Source organism: Mumia spirodelae, from assembly GCF_050632745.1.
Taxonomy (GTDB): Bacteria; Actinomycetota; Actinomycetes; order Propionibacteriales; family Nocardioidaceae; genus Mumia.
In genome coordinates, this window is the sequence record NZ_JBODSD010000003.1 from 181,596 (window position 1) to 206,970 (window position 25,375).

A 25,375-nucleotide genomic window follows, 5' to 3' on the forward strand; every position below is an offset into this window, starting at 1 on the left:
GCGTGGACCAGACCGCGGCACTCAGCTCGGGACTCATGCTCTCGGGTCGCTACCGCCTCGACGACCTCATCAAGGAGTCGGGCGGTGCTGTGACGTGGAAGGCGTACGACACCGTCCTCGACCGCGCCGTGGGGGTTCAGGCGCTGCGAGCCGACGACCGTCGCGCGACGGCGTTCGTCATCGCCGCGGGTCGCTCGACGGCAGTCTCCGACCCCCGGTTCCTCCGCGTGCTCGACATCGTCGAGGGTGACCACGGCCACACCTATCTCGTACGCGAGTGGGCGCGCGCCGTCTCCCTCGACCACGTGCTCGGTCCCTCGACCTTGACCAACGCCCGCTCGACCCACGTCGCGCTCGAGCTCGCCGACGCGTTCGCCCACGCCCACGAGGCCGGCGTCTACCACCGCCATCTCCGCCCGGCGACGGTCCTGCTGAAGGAGAACGGCGGGATCCGTGTGATCGGGCTCGCGACGGACCACGCGCTGCGCTCGGCCCACCACGACGTCGACGACGCCGACGTGGGCTACGCCGAGCAGCTCGACGTCGAGGCGCTCGGCAAGATCCTCTACGCCTGCCTCACGGGGCGTTATCCCGGTGGTGACGAGCTTCTCGCGCCGGCGCCGCGCGAGCACGGACGCGTGCTCCGGCCCCGGCAGGTGCGCGCCGGCGTCTCGCACGACATCGACACCGTGTGCGACCGGATCCTCGGCCGCCCGCCGCGCCACCACCGCCCGTCCCTGCGGACCGCGCGCGACGTGGCGCTGGAGCTCGCGATCACCGGCGACGACGAGCCGATCGACCCGGAGCTCACGGTCGGGTCGTCGCCCGACCTGTTCCGGCACGACCCCGTGCGGTCCGCGTTGTCCGAGCCGCCACCGGCGGTGAACCCGCCGAAGCCACGTCCAGCGGCGCTGGCACCCGCTCCCCCGACGCCGATCGAGCGGGGAGTCTCGAAGGTCATCAGCTCCACGAAGGGCGAGCGCAAGCTCATCTGGCTGGCGCTCGCCGTGATCGTCGTGCTCGCAGCCACCCTCACCTTCATCCTCGGCCGCGTGTCGGCTCCGTCACCGCAGACGCCGACGGCGGAGGAGCCCGAGGCCGAGGTGAGCCGGTCGGTGGTCGACTTCGGGGTCAAGGACGCGGTCTCGTTCGACCCGGCGCCCGACGGCGACGGCGACGAGAACCCCGACCAGGTCGACCTCGCGTTCGACGGCAACCCGGAGACCGCCTGGACGACGCGGGAGTACTACCGCCGCGACGACCTCGGTGGCCTCAAGGACGGTGTCGGGCTCCTCATCGACCTCGGGCGTGTGCGCGACGTCACGGCGGTCCAGGTCGAGTTCGGGGCGTCCCCGACCTCGTTCCGCGTGTACGCGGCTCCCGGTCGTACGCAGCCCCCCACCAGCACCAGCGACATGGAACGCATCGGCGGCTACGCGGACGCACCGAGCGGCGCATCGGTGTCCCTCTCGCAGGCGGTGTCGACGCGCTACCTCCTGCTCTGGCTCACCCGCCTGCCGGAGCGGGAGACGGACGTCTACCAGGGTGTGGTCTCCGAGGTGACCGTCCGCGGTCTCGAGTAGGCCCCGCGGCGCCGCGCGCGGCCGCGTCGCCGCGCAGGAATGCTCCCGACCTAGGATGCGTTGTGTGGGGTGCGGCCGAAACCGCACTGTTCTTGAACACCGAAGGCGGAGCATGTCCACTGACGTACGCAACGTGATCATCATCGGCTCGGGTCCTGCCGGCTACACGGCAGCGGTCTACACCGCCCGCGCCAACCTGTCGCCGCTCGTCTTCGAAGGCTCCGTCACCGCCGGTGGCGCCCTGATGAACACGACCGACGTGGAGAACTTCCCCGGCTTCCCGGAGGGCATCGAGGGCCCGGCGCTGATGGACAACATGCGCCAGCAGGCCGAGCGCTTCGGCGCCGAGCTGGTCGCCGACGACGTCGTCGAGGTCGACCTGACCGGCGACGTCAAGATCGTCCGGACGGCGACCGGCGAGCACCGCGCACGCGCGGTGATCCTCGCGATGGGTTCGGGCTACCGCAAGCTCGGGGTCGACGGCGAGGACCGCCTGTCGGGCCGCGGCGTCAGCTGGTGCGCGACCTGCGACGGCTTCTTCTTCCGCAAGCAGGAGATCGTCGTCGTCGGTGGTGGCGACTCGGCCGTGGAGGAGGCCACGTTCCTCACGCGGTTCGCCGACAAGGTCACCCTCGTCCACCGCCGCGACGAGCTCCGCGCCAGCAAGATCATGCAGGAGCGGGCGTTCAAGAACGACAAGATCGAGTTCGCCTGGAACTCCCAGGTGAAGGAGATCCGTGGCGAGCTGTCGCTCGAGGGCGTCGTCCTCGAGGACACGGTCACCGGTGAGGAGCGCTTCCTCCCCGCGACCGGCCTGTTCATCGCGGTCGGACACGACCCCCGCTCGGAGCTGCTCCGCGGCCAGGTCGAGCTCGACGCCGAGGGCTACGTGCTCGTCCAGTCCGGCTCGACCCGCACCAACCTGCCCGGCGTGTTCGCCTCCGGCGACCTCGTCGACCACACCTACCGCCAGGCCATCACCGCCGCCGGCACGGGCTGCTCGGCCGCCCTCGACGCGGAGCGCTACATCGCCGACCTCGAGCACGCCGAGCTCGCCACCGCCTGACCGGCACGGGTGCCTTTCCGAGGGAATGGCACCCCGCCACACCGGTGTTGCACCAGTCATCACCGTCCGGCCCCGACGTCGGACGCAGAACACCTGTCCAGACAACCGTCGTCAGCACCGCACCGAAGGGGAAGCAACCGTGGGAAACATCCAGCCGGTCACCGACACCGAGTTCTCGACCACTGTCCTGGGGTCGGACAAGCCCGTGCTCGTCGACTTCTGGGCCGAGTGGTGCGGTCCGTGCCGCCAGGTCTCGCCGATCCTCGAGGAGATCGCCGCGGAGTACGGCGACAAGATCACCATCGTCAAGATGAACGTCGACGAGAACCCACAGACGCCGGCCTCCTACCGCGTGACGTCGATCCCGACGCTGAACGTCTACCAGAACGGTGAGATCGTCCAGTCGATCGTCGGCGCGAAGCCGAAGAGCATGCTCCTCAAGGAGCTCGACGCCTTCGTGAGCTGACACGTTCATCGTCCGCCGCTGCGGCGGACGTGAAGAGGGGGCCCCGGCATCCGTGCGATGCCGGGGCCCTTCTGCGTCTCGACGCACGGCCCGACTGGGTCTGTGAGCCGTTCCGCCGCCGCACGGTCTGGAGTTCGACTCCCTGACGAGTACAAGCTGTCAAAACGGCTTATTGCTTTGTCGACATATCGCTTTTGCGGTGTCGGTTCCGGCTGGAGCGCGCGAAGGCCTCCGGCGCACGGCGGCAGCGCGGCGAAGGCACTGGTCCCACGCAGACGGCCCCCGAGCCAGCTGCCTGGCTACTCCTGGGTCGGCGCGGCGGCCGGATCCATCAGGGTCACGATGCGCTCGAGGTCGTCGATCGACGCGAACTCGACGGTGATCTTGCCCTTGGTCTTCCCGAGGTCGACCTTCACCCGCGTGTCGAACCGGTCAGCGAGTCGGTCCGCCAGGTCCGCCAGCTTCGGCGCCACGGGACGGCGCGCGCGCTGGCGAGGCTCGACGGACGGCTCATCGCCCTCGCCGAGAGCGACGATCTCCTCCAGCGCACGGACTGAAAGTCCTTCGGCGACGACCCGCTGAGCGAGTCGGTCCTGCCGTTCGGGATCGGAGACCGAAACCAGCGCACGCGCGTGTCCGGCGCTGATGACGCCGGCGGCGACGCGGCGCTGGACCGCGGGACTGAGTCGCAGGAGCCGCAGCGTGTTGCTGATCTGCGGGCGCGAACGACCGATGCGTGTCGCCAGCTCGTCGTGCGTGCAGCCGAAGTCGTCGAGGAGCTGCTGGTACGCGGCCGCCTCCTCGAGCGGGTTGAGCTGCGAACGGTGCAGGTTCTCGAGGAGGGCGTCGCGCAAGAGGTCCTGATCGGAGGTCTCGCGGACGATCGCGGGGATGACGTCGAGGCCGGCCGACTTCGTCGCCCGCCAGCGACGCTCGCCCATGACCAGCTCGAACTCGCCTCCGTCGACCGGGCGGACGACGACAGGCTGCAGCAGGCCGATCTCCTTGATGGAGTGGACCAGCTCCGCCATGGCATCCTCGTCGAACACCTCCCGGGGCTGTCGCGGGTTCGGCGTGACCTTGTCCACCGGGATCTCGGCGAAGTACGCACCGTCGATCGCCGGGAGATCGCTGGGCACCACCGGTGCGGTCGGCTCCAACGAGGAGACGGCGTCCGTGCTGGATGCGGGCGCCTCCGGACGGTCACCGTTCGTCGCCTGCTGGCTAGTCCTGGGCGGTGCGTCAGGCGGGGCGATGGTCCCGGTGCCGCTCGCGGCGCCGGGCGTGCCTGCCTTGGCGGCTGGCTCGGGGTCGGTTTCACGTGAAACAGGGGGCGCCGTGGGGATGAGCGCTCCCAGCCCTCGGCCGAGTCCGCGGCGTTGCTGGCTCATGCCTGTGCCTCCGTTGCAGCGCCGGCCTCGGCGATCTCACGCGACGCCTCCAGATAGGACAGCGAGCCGGGCGAGCTTGGGTCGTACGTGATGACGGTCTGCTGGTAGCTCGGTGCCTCCGAGATGCGGACCGATCGCGGGATCGCGGTCTTCAGGACACGATCGCTGAAGTAGGCGCGGACCTCGTCCGCGACGCCGGCGCTCAGACGTGTGCGCGCGTCGTACATCGTCAGGAGGATCGTGCTGAGGTTGAGCTCGGGATTGAGCTGCTCCTGGACCATGTCCACGGTCTTGATCAGCTGGCTGAGCCCCTCGAGCGCGTAGTACTCGCACTGGATCGGGATCATGACCTCCCGAGCCGCGGCGAGCGCGTTCACGGTGAGGAGCCCCAACGACGGCGGGCAGTCGACATAGACGTAGTCGTACGGGCGCGTCTGCTGGGCGTTCGTCTCGAGGAACTCGTCGAGCGCCCGGCGCAGGCGGGTCTCACGCGCGACCATCGGGACGAGCTCGATCTCGGCCCCGGCGAGTGCGATCGAGGCCGGCAGGACGTCCAAGTTCTCGACGTCCGGGCACGGCTGGATCAGCGACTCGATGCTCTGGCCGTCGACCAGCACCTCGTAGACGCCCGGCGTCTCCGCGTCGTGCTCGACGCGCAGCGCAGTCGACGCGTTTCCCTGGGGATCGAGGTCGATCACGAGCACTCGCTGCCCGTGGGTTGCCATCGCCGCAGCGACGTTCACGGTCGTGGTCGTCTTGCCGACGCCGCCCTTCTGGTTGGCGACGACGATCACACGCGTCGAGCGCGGCCGCGGCATCGGATCCTGCATCGCGGCCTGCTGCTGGCGCATCAGGGTCGCAGCGACCTCCTGTGCCAGAGGCGTGTCTGTAGCGATGTCACCACCGTGCGCGAGATCGGACGCGCGGGGGACCGTCGGGGGTACGCGGGGGTCGTTCACGCAGGGTTCTCCTCGTGAGTCTTTGTTTCACGTGAAACAGGGGGGATCTGCCATCCCACGGGGCCACGGACAAGATCAGATGGAAGCGGGTCCACCTTCGGGCTGATCCAGGGATAGCCGAGCCCGGACGCGATCTCTGACTGCTGCATTCAGGCCACCTTGTCGATCATCACCATGGTCGTGGGCGTCTCGACGACTCCCTCACCGTACGACTTGACGCGAGGGTTTGTCCCCTTCGCCGCGCGGATTGTGGACAGTGCTTGCTTCACCTCGTCGCTCGCCGAGGAGCCCTTGATCGCCCACATCTGCCCACCGGGCATGACGAGTGGCAGTGACCACCGAACGAGCTTGTCGAGTGCAGCGACTGCGCGCGACGTGACGATGTCGTACTGCTCGCGGACCTCCTCGGCTCGGGCACGGAGGACCGTCACGTTCTCCAGCCCGAGTGTCGCGACTGCCTCCTCGAGGAAGGTCGTTCGCCGGAGAAGTGGCTCTATCAGGGTGAAGGAGACATCGGGCCGAGCGACGGCCCACACCATCCCGGGCAGACCCGCCCCGCTGCCGACGTCGGCTACTGAGGCGCCGGACGGCAGCGCAGGCGCCACCACACCGCAGTTCAGGATGTGGCGATCCCACAACCGTGGGACCTCCCGCGGACCGATGAGTCCCCGCACCACGCCGGCATCCGCCAACAGATCGACATACGCCGACATCACCTGGACGCGGTCGCCAAGAACCTTCGCGGCGACTTCAGGGGGAGATGTTTCACGTGAAACACCCATCCGGTGGTCCTCAGTCGGCCACGATGACGACGCGACGCTCAGGCTCCACGCCCTCGGACTCGCTCGTCAGCCCGGCTGCAGCGACAGCGTCGTGGACGACCTTCCGCTCGAAGGGCGACATCGGGTCGAGGCGCACCGACTCACCGTTGTCGCGGACTCGTGCGATCGCATCCTTCGCGATGAGCTGTAGCTCCTCGCGGCGCTTCGCGCGGAAGTTCTCGATGTCCAGCATCAGCCGGCTCCGCTCACCGGTCTCCCGGTAGACGGCGAGACGCGCGAGCTCCTGCAGCGCCTCCAGGACCTCACCGTCACGACCGACGAGCATGCCGAGGTCGCCACCGACGATCGAGACCGATGCACGATTGCCCTCGACGTCCATGTCCAGGTCACCATCGAGGTCTGCGATGTCAAGCAGCTCCTCGAGGAAGTCCGCCGCGATGTCGCCCTCGTTCTCCAGGCGCTCGATGCGCTTGCTGCGCGACGGCTCATCCACCGACGAGTCCTCCATCGTCTCCACTGCTTCGGTCTCCCGCGACGTGTCGGTCACGACTGCACACCTCCCTGCCCGGACTCGTCGCCCGGAGCCTTCTCGTCCCCCTGCGGAGCGCCGCCCTGGCGGTTCTGGCCGCCGCGGGGTGCGCTCCCCTTCTTGCGCTGCTCGCGCGACTGCTTCTTAGGCTGCTGGCGCCGCTGGTCGGGCTTGTCCTCGATCACGGGCGCTTCCGGTGCCGGCTCGACGGCCTTGCCGTGCTTCTTGTCGCGCGCCATCTTGGCCTCGTACGCGGGAGTGCCCGGCGCCGGGTTGTTGCGGATCACGTAGAACTGCTGGCCCATCGTCCAGGCGTTCGAGGTCGTCCAGTAGATCAGGACGCCGACCGGGAAGGCGATGCCGCTGATCGCGAACACGAACGGCAGCACGTAGAGCAGGAGCTTCTGCTGCTGGGCGTACGGGCCGGTGAGCGCATCCTTCGGCATGTTCTTCGACATCAGCTGACGCTGGGTCAGGAACGTCGTCGCGGTCATCAGGACCACGAGCACCGCACACACGATCTTGACGTGCACGTTCGGATCGGTGAAACGGCTCGCGATCTGGACGCCGAGGAAGGTCGCGTCACGGATGGAGTCGGCCTGGGCCTGCGTCAGAACGCCGTGGGCCGTGCCGCTCGCCGCACCGTTGATCACGCGGAAGAGCGCGAAGAAGATCGGCATCTGAAGGATCAGCGGCAGACACGAGGCGAACGGGTTCGTGTTCGCCTCGCGGAAGAGCTTCATCTGCTCCTGCGCCATGCGCTCACGGTCGTGGCCGTACTTCTTCTGCAGCTCGCGGATCTTCGGCTGCAGCATCTGCATGTTGCGGCTCGCCTTGATCTGCTTGACGAACAGCGGGATCAGCAGGATCCGGATCGTGATCGTCAGGCCGATGATGGAGAACGCCCAGGTCCACCCCGAGTCGGGGTCCATGCCCAGCTCGCTGAAGAGCCAGTGCCAGGCCACCATGATGGCCGACACCGGGTAGTACAGGACCTGCATGATGGCGTCGAAGAAGTCGCCGATGGCGGAGAACATCAAACCCCTCGCGATGGAGTCGGGGAGGATCCGCCGGGTGCGGACCGTGGGGGAACGGGATCGTATCCACCAGCCGCCCAAGGATGGCAGCGGGCGATACGTCGAACGGCCATCCAGCTGCCGCGGACGGCACCGTGCTCCTCGACCGCGGTGAGCGCGTACGCCGAGCACGAGGGGTAGAACCGGCAGACCTGCCCGTAGAGAGGGCTGATCGCAAAGCGGTACGCCTTGAGGAAGGCGATGAGGATGGTCTTCATGATGAGGCGCCGGATCCCGACGTCGGCTGCGACCTCACGAGCCGGCCGATCGCATGGTCCACGTCGGAACCCAGCTCGACGCTGGGCGTGCGGGCAGATGCGGGGAGTGCGCGGATCACGAGATCCGTCCCGCCGGGGATGTCCGGGAGGCGGCTCGCGACGAGGGCGCGGAGCCGACGCTTGACCGTGTTGCGGGTGACGGCGTTGCCGACCTGCTTCCCGACCACGAACGCGACGCGCACCGGCTCCTCTGGACGACGAGCCCCGAAACGAGCGTGGGCGAGGACCGTGCGGGATCCCGCACGACGTCCTCGCCTGATCGTTGTTCGGATGTCGTCACTCGTGCGGAGACGGTGCTCTGAGCTCAGCACCGCACTGCCAGCACGGCTCAGGCCGACAGACGCTCGCGGCCCTTGCGGCGACGGTCCGCCAGGATCGCGCGGCCGGCGCGCGTGCGCATGCGCAGGCGGAAGCCGTGCTTGCGCGCGCGGCGGCGGTTGTTCGGCTGGAAGGTGCGCTTGGTCACGGGAGTGCTCCCCATCGTGTCTCGGACCGCAACGCTCGCGGTCATCGGGTACTGGGCGTCAGTTCTGTGCCGGTTCGACGGCCACCGCCCACCGACGTAGGCAGACAGCGTGCTGTCCGTACGTAGGCATGCGGCAGGTGTCGAGAACCTCGACCTCTCCACGGTACGTGGTTGCTCCACAGCCGGTCAAACCGGCCTTACACCCGTGACCACCCCCACGTCCAGAGTCCACGCCGGAACCCCGGGTTGCGCGACCCCGGCGACCCTGTGGACAATCGGTTGGTCGGTGACCTTGAGGGCTGTTAGCGTCCCGGGGAAACTTTGATATCCACAGGGTCCACGTCGACCCTCGGATCGCAGGAAAACGTTGAGATTACGGGGATCTCATCACGGGGAACAGTATGTCCACACATTGTGGATAACTATGTGGACGCCTGTTTCCGTCACGGAGCCGGGAGATTGGGGCCAACGATGGAAGACCAGCAAGCACCCGGCGGGAGCGAACCGGTCGACGGGGCCACGCTCCACCAGCGCTGGAACGCCATCACCGAGGTCCTCCCGGTGACGACCCGGGCGTGGGTGACCAGCTCGGTGCCGATCACGCTGCACGAGAGCACCCTTCTCGTCGGGGTCCCCAACGACTTCACCCGTACGCAGATGGAGGCGCGGCTGCGTCCTCAGCTCGAGCAGGCGCTGTCCGACTCCTTCGGCCGGCCCATCCGCATCGCGGTGACCGTGGACCCGAACGTTCTCCCCGCTGCCCCGCGCAGCGACGAGGACGACGCCGACATCGATTTGTCGACAAATCGAGAAGGTGACGGCACTGAACCGCGCGGCCCCCTTCTCGACGGGGCGCCCCTCGGGACGGTCCCGCGTCCGACAGCTCCCGCCCAGGTCGCAGGCGATCCCGCCGCTACCGACCTCCCCACGACGCCCCGGGTCACTCCGCCGCACCGCGAACCGGCCGAGACACCAGCCGAGCGCTCCTCGCGCGACGACGCGACACCTGCCTTCGTCCCCACGACGAGCCAGGCTCGACCGCCCCAGCACGTCCGGGCCGCCGAGACGCGGCTCAACCCCCGCTACCACTTCGAGAACTTCGTCATCGGATCGTCGAACCGCTTCGCCCACGCTGCGGCGGTGGCGGTCGCGGAGGCGCCGGGCCGGGCGTACAACCCGCTGATGATCTACGGCGAGTCCGGCCTCGGCAAGACTCATCTCCTCCACGCCATCGGGCACTACGTCCGCAGCCTCTACGCCAACGCGCGGGTGCGGTACGTCAGCACGGAGGAGTTCACCAACGACTTCATCAACGCGATCCGCGACGACCGGATGCCGGCGCTGCAGCGTCGCTACCGCGACACCGACGTCCTCCTGATCGACGACATCCAGTTCCTGGAGGGCAAGATCCAGACGCAGGAGGAGTTCTTCCACACGTTCAACACCCTCCACGGCTCCAACAAGCAGATCGTCATCACCTCCGACCGACCGCCGCGCGGCCTGGAGTCGCTCGAGGACCGGCTCCGGAGCCGGTTCGAGTGGGGGCTCACGACCGATGTCCAGCCGCCCGACCTCGAGACCCGCATCGCGATCCTGAGCAAGAAGGCGGAGATCGAGAAGCTCACGGTCCCGCCCGAGGTGCTCGAGTTCATCGCGAGCCGGATCCAGACCAACATCCGCGAGCTCGAGGGCGCCCTGATCCGCGCCACCGCCTTCGCCAGCCTGAACCATCAGGCCGTCGACCTGCCTCTCGCGGAGATCGTCCTGAAGGACCTCATCCCCGAGGGCGGCGAGCCCGAGATCACGGCCGGGCTGATCATCGCGCAGACCGCGTCGTACCTCGAGTACTCGATCGAGGAGATCTGCGGCGCCAGCCGCTCCCGCGGCCTCGTCCAGGCCCGTCAGATCGCGATGTACCTGTGCCGCGAGCTCACCGAGCTCTCCCTGCCCAAGATCGGGCAGCACTTCGGCGGCCGCGACCACACGACGGTGATGCACGCCGACCGCAAGATCCGGACCCTCATGGCCGAGCGCCGGACGGTGTTCAACCACGTCACCGAGCTGACCAACCGGATCAAGCAGCAGGCTCGACAGGCGGGCTGACGTCCGCGCGCAGGCGCGACTCCCCGCCGACGGGGCCGGTACGACACGCGTACCGGCCCCTTTTTGTGACTTCTTTCAGTACCCACATCTGGGGATACACCTGGGGAAAACATGCGTCTTCCATGCACAGGCCCCGGGGACGGCAGTGCACGACCTGGGGACCGCGCCGGCGTCGTCCACGGCCGCACACAGCGAAGGCCGCGGCCGTCCACACAGGAGCCCCATCCCAAAATCGCTCCTGACCTGGGACGACGCGGGTTATCCACGGAGTGCACATCCCCTACTACTGAGGTGAGAAGAACAATCTCCCCTCGTTCGTCCGAAGTCATCCACAGCCCAGACCTGGGGATGACGAATGACAAGATCCCTGAGTGGTCGCCCGGCCCGGAGCCGTGGCAGGATTCCAGGGAACATGTCATTCACCGGCCGCTGCCACGGCCGGCCCCACCCGTCCGGAGGCACAGCGCTGTGAAGTTCCGCATCGACCGCGACGCCTTGGCCGACGCAGTCGCCTGGACGGCCCGGAGCCTGCCGACCCGTCCGACCGTCCCGGTGCTGGCCGGCCTCATGGTCGAGAGCACCGACGGCGGCATCGCGCTGTCGGGCTTCGACTACGAGACCTCGGCCCGCTCGACCGTGGACGCCGACGTCGCCGACGAGGGCCGCGCGCTCGTCTCGGGTCGGCTCCTCGCCGACATCTGCAAGTCGCTCCCCTCGCGCCCCGTCGACGTCTCGGTCGACGGCACCAAGGTGTCGCTGGTGTGCGGGAGCAGCCGGTTCAGCCTCCAGACCATGCCGGTGGAGGACTATCCGCAGCTGCCGGCGATGCCGACCGCCTCGGGCACGGTGAGCTCCGACGACTTCGCGACCGCCGTCGCCCAGGCCGTCGCCGCGGCAGGTCGCGACGACGTGCTCCAGCTCCTGACCGGCGTCCGGATCGAGCTCGAGGGCTCGACCATCTCCTTGCTGGCGACCGACCGTTTCCGGGCGAGCCTCCGCGAGCTGTCGTGGTTCCCGGAGAACCCCGACACCTCCGCCACCGCCGTGGTCCCGGCGCGCTCGCTGTCCGACATCGCGAAGTCGTTCACCTCCGGCGGCGAGCTCACGATGGCTGTCGCCACCGGCGACCAGGGCCCGGGGTTGATCGGCTTCGAGGGTTCGACCGCGACGGGCACCCGCAGGACGACCACCCGGATGCTCGAGGGCGAGTTCCCGAAGGTCCGGCAGCTGTTCGCCGCCAACGCCCAGACGGTCGCCTTCGTCGACCGGCAGGAGCTGGTCGACGCCGTACGGCGCGTGTCCCTCGTCGCCGAGCGCAACACCCCGGTGCGGCTGACCTTCTCCGACGGACAGGTCCTCCTCGAGTCGGGCAGCGGTGACGACGCCCAGGCCCAGGAGACGCTCGAGGCCCGCGTCGAGGGCGACGACATCGTCGTCGGCTTCAACCCGACCTTCCTGCTCGAGGGCCTCCAGGTCATGACCGAGCCCGCCGTGCACCTCGCGTTCACGCAGGCGAGCCGGCCCGCCACCCTTGCCGGCGTGCAGGAGCTGGGCGGCGAGCCCAACATGTCCTTCAGGTACCTCATCATGCCGATGCGCCTGCCGGGCTGACCTGCTCGACGCCCCTCGCGCACGCACGCGGCTCGACACGACCTCAAGGAGTGCCATGGACATCGGACTGATCGGTCTCGGCAAGATGGGCGGCAACATGCGCGAGCGCATGCGCCGCGCGGGGGTCAACGTCATCGGGTACGACCGCAACCCCGACCTCGCGGACGTCGCCTCCCTCGGTGCACTGGTCGACGCGCTGCCCTCACCGCGGGTCGTCTGGGTGATGGTCCCCGCCGGTGATCCGACCCACGAGACGATCGCCCAGCTCCGTGACCTCCTCGCGCCGGGAGACGTCGTCGTCGACGGCGGCAACTCTCGCTGGACCGACGACCTCCGCCACGCCTCCGAGCTCGCCGAGAAGGGCATCGGCTTCGTCGACTGCGGCGTCAGCGGAGGGGTGTGGGGGCTGCAGGAGGGCTACGCGCTCATGGTCGGCGGCGCACCCGACGACATCGCCAAGGTCGCGCCGGCGTTCGAGGCGCTGCGTCCCGGCCCGACCACCGGCTACGTCCGGGCGGGCGCCGTGGGCGCCGGCCACTTCTCCAAGATGGTCCACAACGGCATCGAGTACGCCATGATGCAGGCCTACGCGGAGGGCTACGAGCTCCTCGAGAAGGTGGACCTCGTCGACGACGTCACCGAGGTCTTCGCCTCCTGGCGCGAAGGCACCGTGGTCCGCTCGTGGCTGCTGGACCTGCTGGTCAAGGCGCTCCAGGAGGATCCCGGCCTGACCCACATCCGCGGCTACGCCGAGGACTCGGGCGAGGGCAGGTGGACCGTCGAGGCCGCCATCGACAACGCGGTCCCGACCCCGGCGATCGCCGCCTCCCTCTTCGCGCGATTCGTCTCCCGCCAGGACGACTCCCCCTCGATGAAGGCGATCGCGGCGATGCGCAACCAGTTCGGCGGGCACGCGGTGAAGTCGGAGTAGCCGCGCCGCCGTGCACGTCACCCACCTCTCTCTCCACGACTTCCGCTCCTATCCCGAGCTCGAGCTGTCCCTCGAACCCGGCGCCAGCGCGTTCATCGGCGCGAACGGTCAGGGCAAGACCAACCTGGTCGAGGCGATCGACTACCTCGCGACCCTCGGTTCGCACCGCGTCTCGTCCGACGCACCGCTGGTGCGCGTGGGTGCCGAGCGCGCGGTGGTCCGCGCGTCCGTGGTGCGCGACGACCGTTCCGCGCTGCTCGAGATCGAGATCACGCCGGGACGGTCGAACCGCGCCCGCGTGAACCGGGGCCCCCTCCCCCGTCCGCGTGACCTGCTCGGCTGGCTGCGTTCGGTGGTCTTCTCGCCGGAGGACCTGACGCTGGTCAAGGGCGACCCGAGCGACCGCCGGCACTTCCTCGACGCGCTCCTGGTGCTGCGCGCACCGCGGTTCGCCGGGGTTCGCTCCGACTACGAGCGTGCGCTGCGGCAGCGCAACAGCCTGCTCAAGAGCGCGCGCCACGCGGGTCACGGGCGCGGCCTGGAGACGCTCGACGTCTGGGACGGCCAGCTCGCGGCGTACGGGGGCGAGCTGCTCGCAGCCCGGCTCGCGCTCCTCGACGAGCTCGCGCCGTACCTCGCGCAGGCCTACCGTGACGTCGCCGCCTCGGCCGCGGCGGAACGCACCCTGGCCGCGGCGGCGTACAAGCCGTCCTTCGCCCTCCCGGACACCCGCGACCGCGAGGTGCTGCGGGACGCGATGGCCGAGGAGATGCGCGAGCGCCGCCGCGACGAGATCGACCGCGGGGTGAGCCTCGTGGGCCCCCACCGCGACGACGTCGTCCTCTCGCTGGGAGAGATGCCAGCGAAGGGGTACGCGAGCCACGGGGAGTCCTGGTCGTACGCCCTCGCGCTGCGGCTCGCCTCGTACGACCTCTTGCGCGCCGACGGCGACGACCCGATCCTGATCCTCGACGACGTGTTCGCCGAGCTCGACCGTGATCGGCGGGCCCACCTCGCCGACCGGGTCGCCGACGCCGAGCAGGTGCTGGTGACCGCGGCCGTGGCGGAGGACGTCCCGGCGGGGCTGCGGGGGCACCGCTACGACGTGGCGTCGGGCAAGGTGGTGCCGGTGGAAGGGGCGACCGATGAGTGAGGACGACCCGGCCGCACCGGACCCCTCGCGGTCGGGCGACCCCAGCACGCCGGAGGAGCCCGAGCACCGACCCGACGGCATCGATCTCGCCCGGAGCATCGCGCGCGCCTACCGTTCGGTCGGGCCTGCTGCACCGCGATCCGGACGCAGCCGTCCGCGCAGGCGCTCACGCCCGGCGCCCAGCGCGAGCGGCGCCCACCCCGACGACCGCGACCCGCAGCTGCTCGAGTCGACGCTCGACCGGCTGGTCAGCGAGCACGGCTGGGACACCGAGGTCGCCGTCCACGGGCTCTTCGGGCGGTGGGCCGAGATCGTGGGTGCGGAGATCGCCGAGCACTGTCGGCCCGACCGCTACGACGACGGACAGCTGTGGGTCCAGGCGGACTCGACCGCATGGGCGACCCAGCTGCGGCTGCTTGCGCCGAACGTGGTGGGCAAGCTCAACGAGCGGCTGGGCGACGGAACCGTCACGCGGATCAACGTCCGCGGGCCGCAGGGGCCGAGCTGGGGCAAGGGTGCGCTGCGGGTGCGCGGGAGGGGCCCGCGGGACACGTACGGGTGAACGGGTGTCGACCGGCAGCGCTCGGGCGACCTGCGGAAGGCGTCAGCGGGCGAAGACCGAGGAGACCCGGTCGAAGACCGCGACCGTGAGCGCGGTGGCCGCACCGATCAGCGCCATCACCGCCGCTGCCGGCGCGAAGCCCGACCAGCCGCCGTCCGGCCGCACCCCCACCACGAGGAGGACGGCGCCGGCGACCGCCGCGCCGATCAGCGCGAGCAGGAGGGACGTGAAGAACGTGCCGGCCGACGGTCCGCCGCGGCGCAGTGCGAGCACGAGGACCACGGCCGCGCCCCAGAAGAGACCGACCGCCAGCGCCGCGACGACGTCGGAGGGTCGGTGCCAGCCGGCGACCACCGTGGACACACCCGTGAGGACCACCGCGCACGACCCGGCGAGCACCACGAGGCCGCGGACCGCGACCGGCGCGACCAGCAGCGCTGCCACGACGAGCGAGATCGCAGCGGTCGTGTGGCCGCTCGGCAGGCTGTTCACGTGCCACCCGTAGCCATGGTCGGGGCGCTCGAGGACCGCGTGCTTGAGGACCTGCGTAGTGATGTTGGCGCCGGCCACCACGACGACGGCCCCGATGGCCGCCGCGTACCGCTGGCGCAGGACCGCCATCGCGACCAGGACCAGGATCGCCGCGGCCATCGTGCCGATAGAGAGGTAGCCGAGCACCGACAGCAGCTGGTCCAGGGCCTCGCGGCGGGCGTACACCGCCTCCATCGCGGCCTGGTCCAGCCGCTGACCCTCGGGGTCGTCGAGCAGGTAGGACACGGTGACGACGAGAGCGCCGAACGACAGCACGAGCAGTCCGAGGGCAGCGGCCACCGTCCGTCCGCGTCCGGGCGTGCGCCCCGCGGACGGCGCACGCGCGACCGTCGGTGATGCCATGGCACCAACCTTGCCTCATTGCTCAACCGCGCACGACGTTCTCGTCCGGACGCGGGACGCGTCAACGGCTCCGAGCGCGCTCTGGGAGGTCGAAGGCCTATACGGGGCATCGTTCGCGGGGTGTGGATCGGCCACAGATGCCGTCTGAGGCCTCTCAGGGGCCTCCGAGCGTCGGCGAGGGCCGCCGCCGGGAGGCGACGATGCTCGTACGAGGCCTTGCACCGGCTACAATGGAAACGTCGCGTCCCGACCTGCTCGCCGCCGAAGCGAGCCGCACTGGTCGGGACGTCTGCGAGTTCGTGACGACGATGGAGGCCACCCGACTGTGAGCGAGTCGATCCCTACCCCCGAGACCGGCCCGGCACCTTCCGGATCCTCCTACGACGCCGGGGACATCCAGGTTCTCGAGGGTCTGGAAGCCGTCCGCAAGCGCCCCGGCATGTACATCGGGTCCACCGGTGAGCGCGGGCTCCACCACCTCGTCTACGAGGTCGTGGACAACTCGGTCGACGAGGCGCTGGCGGGGTTCTGCGACACGATCGAGGTCACCCTCCTCGCCGACGGCGGCGTCAAGGTCGTCGACAACGGTCGCGGCATCCCGGTCAAGGACCACCCCGTCGAGAAGATCCCGACGGTGACGCTGGTCCTCACGTCGCTGCACGCGGGCGGCAAGTTCGGCGGCGGCGGATACAAGGTGTCCGGTGGTCTGCACGGCGTCGGCGTCTCGGTGGTCAACGCGCTCTCGACCAAGCTCTTCGTCGAGGTCGGTCGCGAGGGCTACGTCTGGCGGCAGTCCTTCACCTACGGCGTCCCGGACGGGCCGCTCGAGCAGGGTGAGGAGACCGAGGAGACCGGCACGACCATCACCTTCTACGCCAGCGACGAGATCTTCGAGACGACGAGCTACTCGTTCGAGACCCTCGCCACCCGCTTCCGTGAGATGGCGTTCCTCAACAAGGGCCTGCGGATCAGCGTCCGCGACGAGCGCCCCGAGGCCGGCGAGGTGGCCGACGCGCTGCAGAGCGCCGAGGCCGCACGCGACATCTCCCCCGAGGACAGCGCGACCGGCGGCAGCGCCGAGGGCGTGATGGAGCGCAGCTTCCGTTACGACGACGGCCTCATCGACTACGTGCACCACATCAACACCGGCAACCGGAGCCCGCTCAACCGCGAGATCATCGCGTTCGAGTCGGAGAACGCCGAGGCCGGTCTGAGCCTCGAGCTCGCGATGCAGTGGAACGTCAGCTTCTCCGAGTCGGTCCACACCTTCGCCAACACGATCAACACCCACGAGGGCGGCACCCACGAGGAGGGCTTCCGTGCGGCGCTGACCTACACGGTCAACAAGTTTGCCGAGGACCAGGGTCTGATCAAGAAGAAGGAGGACCGCCTCTCCGGCGACGACATCCGCGAGGGTCTCACCGCGATCATCTCGATCAAGCTCTCCGAGCCGCAGTTCGAGGGCCAGACCAAGACCAAGCTCGGCAACACCGAGGCCCGGTCGTACGTCCAGACGGTGACCAACGACCACCTCGGCGCGTGGTTCGAGCAGAACCCTGCCGAGGGCAAGCTCGTCGTGCGCAAGAGCATCGACGCGGCGGCGGCGCGGATGGCGGCGCGTCGTGCGCGCGACCTCGCCCGCAACCGCAAGAGCCTGCTCGGCGGCGCCGGGCTCCCCGGCAAGCTCGCCGACTGCTCCTCGCGCAACCCGGAGGAGTGCGAGCTGTTCGTGGTGGAGGGCAACTCCGCCGGCGGCTCGGCCAAGGGCGGGCGCGACCCGCGGATCCAGGCGATCCTTCCGCTGCGCGGCAAGATCCTCAACGTCGAGAAGGCCCGGATCGACAAGATCCTCCAGAACGCCGAGGTCCAGGCGATCATCTCCGCGCTCGGCACGGGCGTGACCGACGACTTCGACATCGACAAGCTGCGCTACCACAAGATCGTGCTCATGGCCGACGCCGACGTGGACGGACAGCACATCTCGACGCTGCTGCTCACGCTGCTCTTCCGCTTCATGAAGCCGCTGATCGACGGCGGCTACGTCTACCTCGCCCAGCCCCCGCTGTTCAAGATCAAGTGGTCGAACTCCGCGCACGAGCTCGCGTACTCCGACCGTGAGCGCGACGCGCTGCTCGCGGCCGGCAAGGAGGCCGGCAAGCGTCTCCCGAAGGAAGCCCCCGTCCAGCGCTACAAGGGTCTGGGCGAGATGAACGACCACGAGCTGTGGGAGACCACCATGGACCCGGCGCAGCGGATCCTTCGCCAGGTCACGCTCGACGACGCCGCCAACGCCGACGAGATCTTCACCGTGCTGATGGGCGAGGACGTCGAGCAGCGGCGCGCGTTCATCCAGCGCAACGCCAAGGATGTCCGCTTCCTCGACATCTGAGCGCGGCACAGACCGACGTTTCACGTGAATCCACAGACTGACCCGTACGAAGGAACGCTTTCGTGACCGAGACACCCACGCCGCCGGAGCGGATCGAGCGCGTCGAGCTGCAGACCGAGATGCAGCGGTCGTACATCGACTACGCCATGAGCGTCATCGTCGCGCGGGCCCTCCCCGACGTCCGTGACGGGCTCAAGCCGGTGCACCGCCGCGTGCTCTACGCGATGTACGACGGCGGCTACCGCCCCGACCGCGGCTTCAGCAAGTGCTCGCGCATCGTCGGTGACGTGATGGGTCAGTACCACCCGCACGGCGACACCGCGATCTACGACACCCTCGTACGCCTCGCGCAGCCGTGGGTGCTCCGCTACCCGATGGTCGACGGCCAGGGCAACTTCGGCTCGCCGGGCAACGACGACGCGGCCGCCATGCGCTACACGGAGTGCCGGCTCGCGCCGATCGCGATGGAGATGGTCCGCGACATCGAGAAGGAGACCGTCGACTTCACGCCGAACTACGACGGCCGTTCGCTCGAGCCGACGGTGCTCCCCGCCCGGATCCCCAACCTGCTCGTCAACGGGTCGGCCGGCATCGCGGTCGGCATGGCGACCAACATCCCGCCGCACAACCTCCGCGAGGTCGCCGAGGGCGCGATCTGGGCGCTCGAGCACCCCGACGCGTCCCGCGAGGAGCTCCTCGAGGCGCTCATGGAGCGGATCAAGGGCCCCGACTTCCCGACCAACGCGCTGATCGTCGGCACCAAGGGCATCGAGGACGTCTACCGCACCGGCCGCGGCTCCGTCCCGATGCGCGCCGTGGTCGACATCGAGGAGGACTCGAAGGGCAAGATCCAGCTCGTCGTCAAGGAGCTGCCCTACCAGGTCAACCCCGACAACCTGCTCCTCAAGATCGCCGACCTCGTCAACTCCGGACGCGTCCAGGGCATCTCGGACGTCCGTGACGAGTCGAGCTCGCGGGTCGGCCGCCGCCTGGTCGTCGAGCTGCGGCGCGACGCGGTCGCGCGCGTGGTGCTCAACAACCTCTACAAGCACACCGAGCTCCAGTCGAACTTCTCGGCCAACATGCTCGCGCTCGTCGACGAGGTGCCGCGCACCCTCACCCTCGACCAGTTCATCACCAACTGGATCGAGCACCAGGTCGAGGTCATCAGGCGCCGCACCGAGTACCTCCTCCGCAAGGCCGAGGAGCGCGCGCACGTCCTGCGCGGACTGGTCAAGGCGCTCGACATGCTCGACGAGGTCATTGCGCTCATCCGTGCGAGCCAGACCACCGAGGACGCGAGCGACGGTCTGATCCGGCTGCTCGAGATCGACGAGATCCAGGCGCGCGCCATCCTCGACATGCAGCTGCGCCGACTCGCCGCCCTCGAGCGCCAGAAGATCATCGACGAGCTGGCCGAGATCGAGGCCGAGATCGCCGACTTCAAGGACATCCTCGCCAACGTCACCCGCCAGCGGTCGATCGTCGCCGAGGAGCTCACCGCGATCGTCGAGAAGTACGGCGACGAGCGTCGTACGCGCATCATCCCCGCCGACGGCGACCTGTCCATCGAGGACCTGATCCCCGACGAGGACGTGGTGGTCACCATCACCCGCGGCGGCTACGTGAAGCGGACCAAGACCGACCTCTACCGCGTCCAGAAGCGCGGCGGCAAGGGAGTCCGCGGCGCGACGCTGCGCGGAGACGACGTCGTCGACCACCTGTTCTCGACGACGACGCACCAGTGGATCCTGTTCTTCACCACTGCGGGCCGGGTCTACCGCGCCAAGGCCTACCAGCTGCCGGAGGCCGGGCGCGACGCCAAGGGCGGCCACGTCGCCGGGCTGCTGCAGTTCCAGCCGGACGAGCAGATCGCCCAGGTCCTCGCGATCCGCGACTACTACCAGTCGCCCTACCTCGTCCTCGCGACGAAGCACGGCCTGGTCAAGAAGACGCGTCTCGCCGACTACAACAGCCCGCGCCAGGCCGGCGTCATCGCGATCAACTTCCGCGACGCCGACGACGAGCTGGTCGGAGCGGAGCTGGTGAGCCCCGACGACGACCTGGTCCTGTTCTCGCGGCGCGCGCAGTCGATCCGGTTCACCGCCGACGACGAGGCGCTGCGCCCGATGGGCCGGGCGACCTCGGGCGTCACGGGCATGAAGTTCCGGGACTCCGACGAGCTGCTGTCCATGTCGGTCATCCGCTCGGGCACCGACGAGGACCAGCAGTTCGTCTTCACCGCCACCAACGGCGGCTACGCGAAGAAGACCCCGGTCGAGCAGTACCGCCTGCAGGGCAGGGGCGGCCTCGGCATCAAGGCCATGAAGCTCCAGGACGAGCGCGGCTCGCTCGTGGGTGCTCTGGTCGTCGACGACGAGGACGAGATCATCGCGATCAAGGCCAGCGGCCAGGTCACGCGGTCTCGCGTGGCGGACGTCACCAAGACCGGGCGTGACACGATGGGTGTGAAGTTCGTCGGCGTGAAGGGGGACGACGAAGTGGTCGCCCTTGCGCGGAATGAGGAGAACTCCCCACTGTTGGATACAGTCGATGAGTCCGACGCCGAGGAGTCGGTCGAGGCAACGGAGCCTGAGACCAGCACCCCCGACGCCCAGGAGGAAGCATGACGGACCGCAAGCCGAACCCCACGGCTCCCCAGCGGCCGCGGCAGAGCGCACCCGACACGAGCGCCGTCAACGGCGACCAGCGTCGGCCTGCTCAGCCCACGCCGGGAAGCCTGAACGGGGGGCGCCAGGCACCGCGGCCGACGAGCCCGCCGCAGACGGCGTCCAACGCTGCGCCCTCGCCTGCGCCGACCAAGCCGGCGGACGCACCGTCCGCCGCGCCCGGACGCAACGGCCAGCCGCAGGGACAGGGAGGACAGCCACAGCGTCCTCAGGCGTCCCCCGCCCCTCAGCGCCCGCAGTCCGCACCTGCGCCGCAGGCCCGCCCCCAGTCCACGGCACCGGCCAGCCCGTCCGCGCCCGCGCCGACGACCAAGCCGACCGGTCAGCCGTCGCCTGCGGCCAAGCCGACCCCGCCGGCCACCCAGACCCCGGCGGCGCCGTCCTCACCGACCGCCCCGGCAGCGGGGGCTGCGGCAACGGGGGCAGCGGCAGCCGCCAACGCCCGCACCGCTGACCCGGCGAAGCCGGCGACCGGCACGCCGGGCTCCCCGACGGGCGCGAAGCCTGCCACCGACGCCAAGCACGCGACTCCGGGCGCGAAGCCGACGACACCGAAGGTGCCGGTCCCGACCGCGGGCTCGATCGCCGAGGCCGACGCCAAGGCCGCCGAGGCGCCGACGACCCGGCAGCCGGTCGTCTCCGAGCCCACCGTGGCTCCGGTCGACGCCGGACGCTCGCGCAAGCAGCGTCGCCCGAAGCCGTACGAGGAGTCTCCGCGCGACGAGAAGAAGCCCGCGAAGTCCCCGACCCGCAAGGCGCGCCTGCGCGTCCACCGGGTGGACCCGTGGTCGGTGATGAAGATGTCGTTCGCGCTCGCGATCGCCCTCGGCATCGTCACCGTCGTCGCGGTGACGCTGGTGTGGGCCGTCCTCGGCGCCGCAGGCGTCTGGGACGCGATCAACTCGAGCGTCGCGACCGTCCTCAACGACAACGCGGACGCGTTCGACATCGGTGAGTACGTCGGCTTCGGTCGCATCATCGGTCTGACCATCGTCATCGCAGCGATCGACGTCATCCTGATCACCGCGCTCGCGACCGTCGGAGCCTTCCTCTACAACCTCGCCGCGCAGCTGCTCGGCGGGTTCGAGGTGACTCTCGCGGAGGACGACTGATCGTGCGCCTGGTGGACGGGGACCCCGATTTGGGCGGGCGACCGACCACCAGGTAAAGTCTCCGTCGGTCACCGCTTCGGAGACCGAGGGCCTATAGCTCAGCTTGGTTAGAGCGCTTCCCTGATAAGGAAGAGGTCACAGGTTCAAGTCCTGTTAGGCCCACTCGACCCCCACCCAGAGGAGTGTCTGATGAAGAAGCTCGTGATCGCCGCCATCGCCGCTGCAGGTCTCTTCGCGGTGGTGAACCGGAAGAAGAAGGCCGGCCGCAACGAGCAGCAGCTCTGGGCCGAGGCCACCGACAAGGTCTGACCGGCTGCCGGGCCCCCGCGCCCGCGCCATCCGGGGCTGTGGCGCAATTGGTAGCGCACCTGCTTTGCAAGCAGGGGGTTAGGGGTTCGAGTCCCCTCAGCTCCACACTCTGATCTCGTGCGAGATCGACGAGAGGCCGGATCCTGCTTCAGGGTCCGGCCTTCGTGCTTCCCACGGTCGAGTTGCCGGTCGTCCACCCCCCGTTCACGCTGGAAGCACCGCCCGAGCTCGCCATCGACGGCAGGCGCGTGCGGTGGTCACAACGGGCGGGGCGCACCGGATCCCTCCGCTCGATCTCACCGAGGACGGGGGGCGTCGACGTGTGCACCGGAATCAGATTCAGCGGCGAGAGCGGCAGCCTCTATCTCGCGCGGAACCTCGACTGGACGAGCGGCTACGGCGAGCGCGTCGTCGTGACACCCACGGGGTACGCCCCACGGTCGCCGTTCGGAGCGGTGTCGGACATCAGCCACGCGACCATCGGCATGGGCATCGTCGAGGAGGGTACGCCGCTCTACTTCGACTGCGGCAACGACGCAGGCCTGGCCGTGGCGGGACTGAACTTCCCGGGATACGCGGCCTACGCATCGGAGCCTGTCGAGGGTGCGACCAACGTCGCCGCGTACGAGTTCCCGCTCTGGGTGGCCTCGCAGTTCTCCAGCGTCGACCAGGCCGCCGCGGCGCTCGAGAACGTCGTCATCGTCGACAGGCCGATCAACGAGAAGTACCCGAGCTCGCTGCTGCACTGGATCATCGGCGACACGGATCGCGCCATCGTGGTGGAGCACACGAGCGACGGCATGCACGTCTTTGACGACGACGTCGACGTCCTGGCGAACCAGCCCGGCTTTGCGTGGCACCACGAGAACCTGCGCAACTACCTCAACGCCTCGCCTGCGTTCCCCGAGGAGGTCGTGCTCGGCAGGGACCACCTCACCCCCTTCGGATCGGGGTCGCAGATGCGCGGCATCCCCGGCGACTACTACTCACCCTCCAGGTTCGTCCGTGCTGCCTACGTCAACGAGCACTATCCGGACAAGGCGAGCGAGGAGGAGAACGTCAGTCGCGCGTTTCACACCCTGCAACAGGTCGCGATGGTGGACGGGTGCGCCGCGATGGCCTCGGGCGAGTTCGAGAAGACCATCTACACGGGTGTCTTCTCGTCGAGGACGACGACCTACTACTGGAACACCTACGAGGACCCGGCGATCCGGAGCGTGACGATGGCGGACCACTCGCCGGGCGGGACGGAGCTCGCAGTCATCTAGCGCGGACGGCGCGACGCCTCCGTGCCGGACCCGGCCGACGGCGTCAGAGCCGCGGCAGGACGGTCGTCGCCACCTCGTCGAGGACGGCCTCGTCGCCCGCGAACCAGCTCTCGCGCCGCGGCCAGTGCGTGACGACGTCGGTGAAGCCCAGCTCCGAGGCACGACCCACCGCGTCCTCGAAGTAGCCGACGCTCGAGAGCGAGTAGACCGGCGGGGCCGGGTCCAGCATGAGATGGCGGTCGATCGAGGCAGGGTCGCGGCCGGACGCACCGAGCACCTCGTCGAACCGTGCGACCTGCTCGGCGACCGTCCGCCACCAGCCCTCGACGTCGTCCGCTGCTCCCCCGGTCGTCACCCAGCCCTGGCCGTAGTACGTGACGAGGCGCATGGATCGCGGGCCGGTGGCCGCGACGACGAAGGGCACCCGCGGCGTCTGGACGCAGCCGGGCGCACTCCGCGCGTCGACGACGGAGAAGTAGTCGCCGTGGTGCGTGACGTGCTCTCCCCGGAGGATCCGGTCGAGCAGGTCGAGGAACTCCGAGAACCGGTCGACCCGTGCCCGTGGCGGCAACGGCGTACTGCCCGTCACGTAGTTGTCGTAGCCGGCCACGCCGCCCGCGCCGACGCCGAGCACGAACCGTCCGGAAGAGAGGTCGTCGAGCGTCGTGATCTCACGGACGAAGCGAGCCGGGTGACGGAAGTTCGGTGAGGCGACCATCGTGCCCAGGCGGATGCGCGAGGTGACGGTCGCCGCGGCGCTCAACGTCCCGACCGCGTCGAACCACGGTCCGTCGACGAGGTCGCGCCAGCCGATGTGGTCGTACGACCACGCGTGGGCGAAGCCGTACGCCTCGGCGCCCTCCCAGCGGCGACGCGCCTCGCTCCACCGCTGGTCCGGAAGGATCACCACACCCACCCGCATGGGACGACGGTAACGGGTGCGGCCGACGTGAGCCCGTTGCTCAGACCACGGGGCGGAGTGCTGGTGCCTTCGCCGTACGTCCGTCGCCGGACGACCGCCCCGTGACGCGCCTCCCGATCCAGGGGCCCAGGTGACCGCGGAGCCAGGTGGCCTCGGTCTGGACCCGCACGCGCAGGTTCCGCGGAGCCGGCGGGGGCAGCGGGTCGCGCCACGCGCCGTCGCTCGGGACGCCCAGCACGCTCCCCATCGCCTCGGCCAGCATCGTGTGCCCAGCCGCGTTCAGGTGGAGACGGTCGTCGGCCCACAGACGCGGGTCGCCGGAGGACGGTGCCTCCCTGACGTCGAGGATGACGGCCTCCTGCCGCGCTGCCACGGCCCTCAGGGCGGAGTTGAGGGCGAGGACACGGGTGCGGAGGAGGCGACCCACCGGCGAGACGGCCGAGAGATCGGGGAACGTCATCATCAGGACGGCGGCACCCTCGCCACGCAGCGTCGACACCATGTGCTCGACGTCGTCGGTCACCGCGCCGACGTCGAAGCGCGGCCGGATCAGGTCGTTCATGCCGGCGACGACTCCCACCAGGTCGGGCTCCAGGGCGCGTGCCGCGTCCAGCTGCTCGAGGCGGATGGCACGGGTCAGCTTCCCTCGGACGGCCAGGTTGGCGTAGCGAAGGTCGGGAGAGGCTGCCGCCAGGCGCACGGCCAGCCGGTCGGCCCAACCCTGGGGCGTGCCGTCGGGGTGGAGGTCGTCGCCGATCCCCTCGGTCACGCTGTCACCGAGGGCCACGAAGCGTCGATAGGTGGTCATGTCACCATAGTACTCAACAAAGTGACT

24 protein-coding genes and 2 tRNA genes are annotated in these 25,375 nt (G+C 69.5%); 15 read left to right on the forward strand and 11 right to left on the reverse strand.

Annotated features, from left to right (window positions below; all coding sequences use genetic code 11):
• Window positions 1-2 precede the first annotated feature (2 nt).
• From ACQSSQ_RS16410 to trxA, 3 genes are all read left to right on the forward strand, one after another.
• Window positions 3-1,583: a protein kinase gene (locus ACQSSQ_RS16410; protein WP_431328190.1), complete on the forward strand. Its 1,581-nt coding sequence runs from the start codon at window positions 3-5 to the stop codon at window positions 1,581-1,583.
• Window positions 1,584-1,695: 112 nt separating this feature from the next.
• The gene (gene trxB, locus ACQSSQ_RS16415) at window positions 1,696-2,649 is read left to right on the forward strand and encodes a thioredoxin-disulfide reductase (RefSeq protein ID WP_431328191.1); all 954 of its coding nucleotides are present in this window, start codon (window positions 1,696-1,698) and stop codon (window positions 2,647-2,649) included.
• Window positions 2,650-2,788: 139 nt separating this feature from the next.
• On the forward strand, window positions 2,789-3,115 hold the full coding sequence (trxA, locus tag ACQSSQ_RS16420; protein WP_431328192.1) for a thioredoxin: 327 nt from the start codon (window positions 2,789-2,791) through the stop codon (window positions 3,113-3,115).
• A gap of 299 nt (window positions 3,116-3,414) precedes the next feature.
• On the opposite strand, the gene ACQSSQ_RS16425 is transcribed toward trxA, so the two are convergent.
• The 8 genes from ACQSSQ_RS16425 to rpmH all read right to left on the reverse strand — a co-directional run bounded on the left by ACQSSQ_RS16425 (window position 3,415) and on the right by rpmH (window position 8,596).
• Entirely contained in the window at window positions 3,415-4,506 is a 1,092-nt protein-coding gene (locus tag ACQSSQ_RS16425; protein WP_431328193.1) for a ParB/RepB/Spo0J family partition protein, read from the reverse strand.
• On the reverse strand, window positions 4,503-5,465 hold the full coding sequence (locus ACQSSQ_RS16430) for a ParA family protein (protein ID WP_431328194.1): 963 nt from the start codon (window positions 5,463-5,465) through the stop codon (window positions 4,503-4,505). The genes ACQSSQ_RS16425 and ACQSSQ_RS16430 overlap by 4 nt, the downstream gene beginning before the upstream one ends.
• Before the next feature lie 149 nt (window positions 5,466-5,614).
• Window positions 5,615-6,247 carry a 16S rRNA (guanine(527)-N(7))-methyltransferase RsmG gene (gene rsmG, locus ACQSSQ_RS16435; protein ID WP_431328195.1) on the reverse strand — a complete coding sequence of 211 codons (633 nt, stop codon included), beginning with the start codon at window positions 6,245-6,247 and terminating at the stop codon, window positions 5,615-5,617.
• A 10-nt stretch (window positions 6,248-6,257) separates the two neighbouring features.
• Entirely contained in the window at window positions 6,258-6,755 is a 498-nt protein-coding gene (locus ACQSSQ_RS16440; protein ID WP_431328483.1) for a Jag family protein, read from the reverse strand.
• Window positions 6,756-6,790: 35 nt separating this feature from the next.
• Window positions 6,791-7,813 (reverse strand): membrane protein insertase YidC, encoded by a 1,023-nt coding sequence (yidC, locus tag ACQSSQ_RS16445; protein ID WP_431328196.1) that lies wholly within the window; start codon window positions 7,811-7,813, stop codon window positions 6,791-6,793.
• The gene (gene yidD / locus ACQSSQ_RS16450; protein ID WP_431328197.1) at window positions 7,813-8,070 is read right to left on the reverse strand and encodes a membrane protein insertion efficiency factor YidD; all 258 of its coding nucleotides are present in this window, start codon (window positions 8,068-8,070) and stop codon (window positions 7,813-7,815) included. The genes yidC and yidD overlap by 1 nt, the downstream gene beginning before the upstream one ends.
• Window positions 8,067-8,441 (reverse strand): ribonuclease P protein component, encoded by a 375-nt coding sequence (rnpA, locus tag ACQSSQ_RS16455; RefSeq protein WP_431328198.1) that lies wholly within the window; start codon window positions 8,439-8,441, stop codon window positions 8,067-8,069. The genes yidD and rnpA overlap by 4 nt, the downstream gene beginning before the upstream one ends.
• Window positions 8,442-8,458: 17 nt before the next feature.
• Window positions 8,459-8,596: a 50S ribosomal protein L34 gene (rpmH, locus tag ACQSSQ_RS16460; RefSeq protein WP_220342755.1), complete on the reverse strand. Its 138-nt coding sequence runs from the start codon at window positions 8,594-8,596 to the stop codon at window positions 8,459-8,461.
• A gap of 471 nt (window positions 8,597-9,067) precedes the next feature.
• On the opposite strand from rpmH, the gene dnaA reads away from it, so the two are divergent.
• The 5 genes from dnaA to ACQSSQ_RS16485 all read left to right on the forward strand — a co-directional run bounded on the left by dnaA (window position 9,068) and on the right by ACQSSQ_RS16485 (window position 14,956).
• Entirely contained in the window at window positions 9,068-10,699 is a 1,632-nt protein-coding gene (gene dnaA / locus ACQSSQ_RS16465) for a chromosomal replication initiator protein DnaA (RefSeq protein ID WP_431328199.1), read from the forward strand.
• A gap of 468 nt (window positions 10,700-11,167) precedes the next feature.
• Window positions 11,168-12,310: a DNA polymerase III subunit beta gene (gene dnaN / locus ACQSSQ_RS16470; protein WP_431328200.1), complete on the forward strand. Its 1,143-nt coding sequence runs from the start codon at window positions 11,168-11,170 to the stop codon at window positions 12,308-12,310.
• A gap of 1 nt (window position 12,311) precedes the next feature.
• Complete coding sequence (gene gnd / locus ACQSSQ_RS16475; RefSeq protein ID WP_431328484.1) at window positions 12,312-13,241, forward strand: phosphogluconate dehydrogenase (NAD(+)-dependent, decarboxylating); 930 nt, start codon at window positions 12,312-12,314, stop codon at window positions 13,239-13,241.
• Window positions 13,242-13,251: 10 nt separating this feature from the next.
• A complete protein-coding gene (recF, locus tag ACQSSQ_RS16480; protein ID WP_431328201.1) occupies window positions 13,252-14,394 on the forward strand; it encodes a DNA replication/repair protein RecF in 1,143 nt (380 codons plus the stop codon).
• Complete coding sequence (locus ACQSSQ_RS16485; protein ID WP_431328202.1) at window positions 14,387-14,956, forward strand: DciA family protein; 570 nt, start codon at window positions 14,387-14,389, stop codon at window positions 14,954-14,956. Before recF ends, ACQSSQ_RS16485 begins: the two co-directional genes overlap by 8 nt.
• Window positions 14,957-14,998: 42 nt before the next feature.
• Here ACQSSQ_RS16485 and ACQSSQ_RS16490 read toward each other — a convergent pair whose 3' ends face one another.
• Window positions 14,999-15,850: a phosphatase PAP2 family protein gene (locus ACQSSQ_RS16490; protein ID WP_431328203.1), complete on the reverse strand. Its 852-nt coding sequence runs from the start codon at window positions 15,848-15,850 to the stop codon at window positions 14,999-15,001.
• A 325-nt stretch (window positions 15,851-16,175) separates the two neighbouring features.
• Between ACQSSQ_RS16490 and gyrB the strand changes: the two genes are divergently transcribed.
• The 7 genes from gyrB (at window position 16,176) to bsh (ending at window position 23,618) form a co-directional block, all read left to right on the forward strand.
• Window positions 16,176-18,239, forward strand: coding sequence for a DNA topoisomerase (ATP-hydrolyzing) subunit B (gene gyrB / locus ACQSSQ_RS16495; RefSeq protein WP_431328204.1), 2,064 nt, complete (start codon window positions 16,176-16,178; stop codon window positions 18,237-18,239).
• A 119-nt stretch (window positions 18,240-18,358) separates the two neighbouring features.
• Entirely contained in the window at window positions 18,359-20,869 is a 2,511-nt protein-coding gene (gene gyrA, locus ACQSSQ_RS16500; protein WP_431328485.1) for a DNA gyrase subunit A, read from the forward strand.
• Window positions 20,866-22,041 carry a DUF3566 domain-containing protein gene (locus ACQSSQ_RS16505; RefSeq protein WP_431328205.1) on the forward strand — a complete coding sequence of 392 codons (1,176 nt, stop codon included), beginning with the start codon at window positions 20,866-20,868 and terminating at the stop codon, window positions 22,039-22,041. Before gyrA ends, ACQSSQ_RS16505 begins: the two co-directional genes overlap by 4 nt.
• 87 nt (window positions 22,042-22,128) lie before the next feature.
• Window positions 22,129-22,203, forward strand: a tRNA-Ile gene (locus tag ACQSSQ_RS16510).
• Between the two features lie 27 nt (window positions 22,204-22,230).
• Window positions 22,231-22,350, forward strand: coding sequence for a DLW-39 family protein (locus ACQSSQ_RS16515; RefSeq protein WP_228551314.1), 120 nt, complete (start codon window positions 22,231-22,233; stop codon window positions 22,348-22,350).
• A gap of 32 nt (window positions 22,351-22,382) precedes the next feature.
• A tRNA-Ala gene (locus tag ACQSSQ_RS16520) sits at window positions 22,383-22,455 on the forward strand.
• A gap of 215 nt (window positions 22,456-22,670) precedes the next feature.
• Window positions 22,671-23,618, forward strand: coding sequence for a choloylglycine hydrolase (gene bsh / locus ACQSSQ_RS16525; protein ID WP_431328206.1), 948 nt, complete (start codon window positions 22,671-22,673; stop codon window positions 23,616-23,618).
• 43 nt (window positions 23,619-23,661) lie between these two features.
• Here bsh and ACQSSQ_RS16530 read toward each other — a convergent pair whose 3' ends face one another.
• Entirely contained in the window at window positions 23,662-24,540 is an 879-nt protein-coding gene (locus ACQSSQ_RS16530) for an LLM class flavin-dependent oxidoreductase (protein ID WP_431328207.1), read from the reverse strand.
• A gap of 40 nt (window positions 24,541-24,580) precedes the next feature.
• Window positions 24,581-25,348, reverse strand: coding sequence for an SGNH/GDSL hydrolase family protein (locus tag ACQSSQ_RS16535; RefSeq protein ID WP_431328208.1), 768 nt, complete (start codon window positions 25,346-25,348; stop codon window positions 24,581-24,583).
• Window positions 25,349-25,375 lie beyond the last annotated feature (27 nt).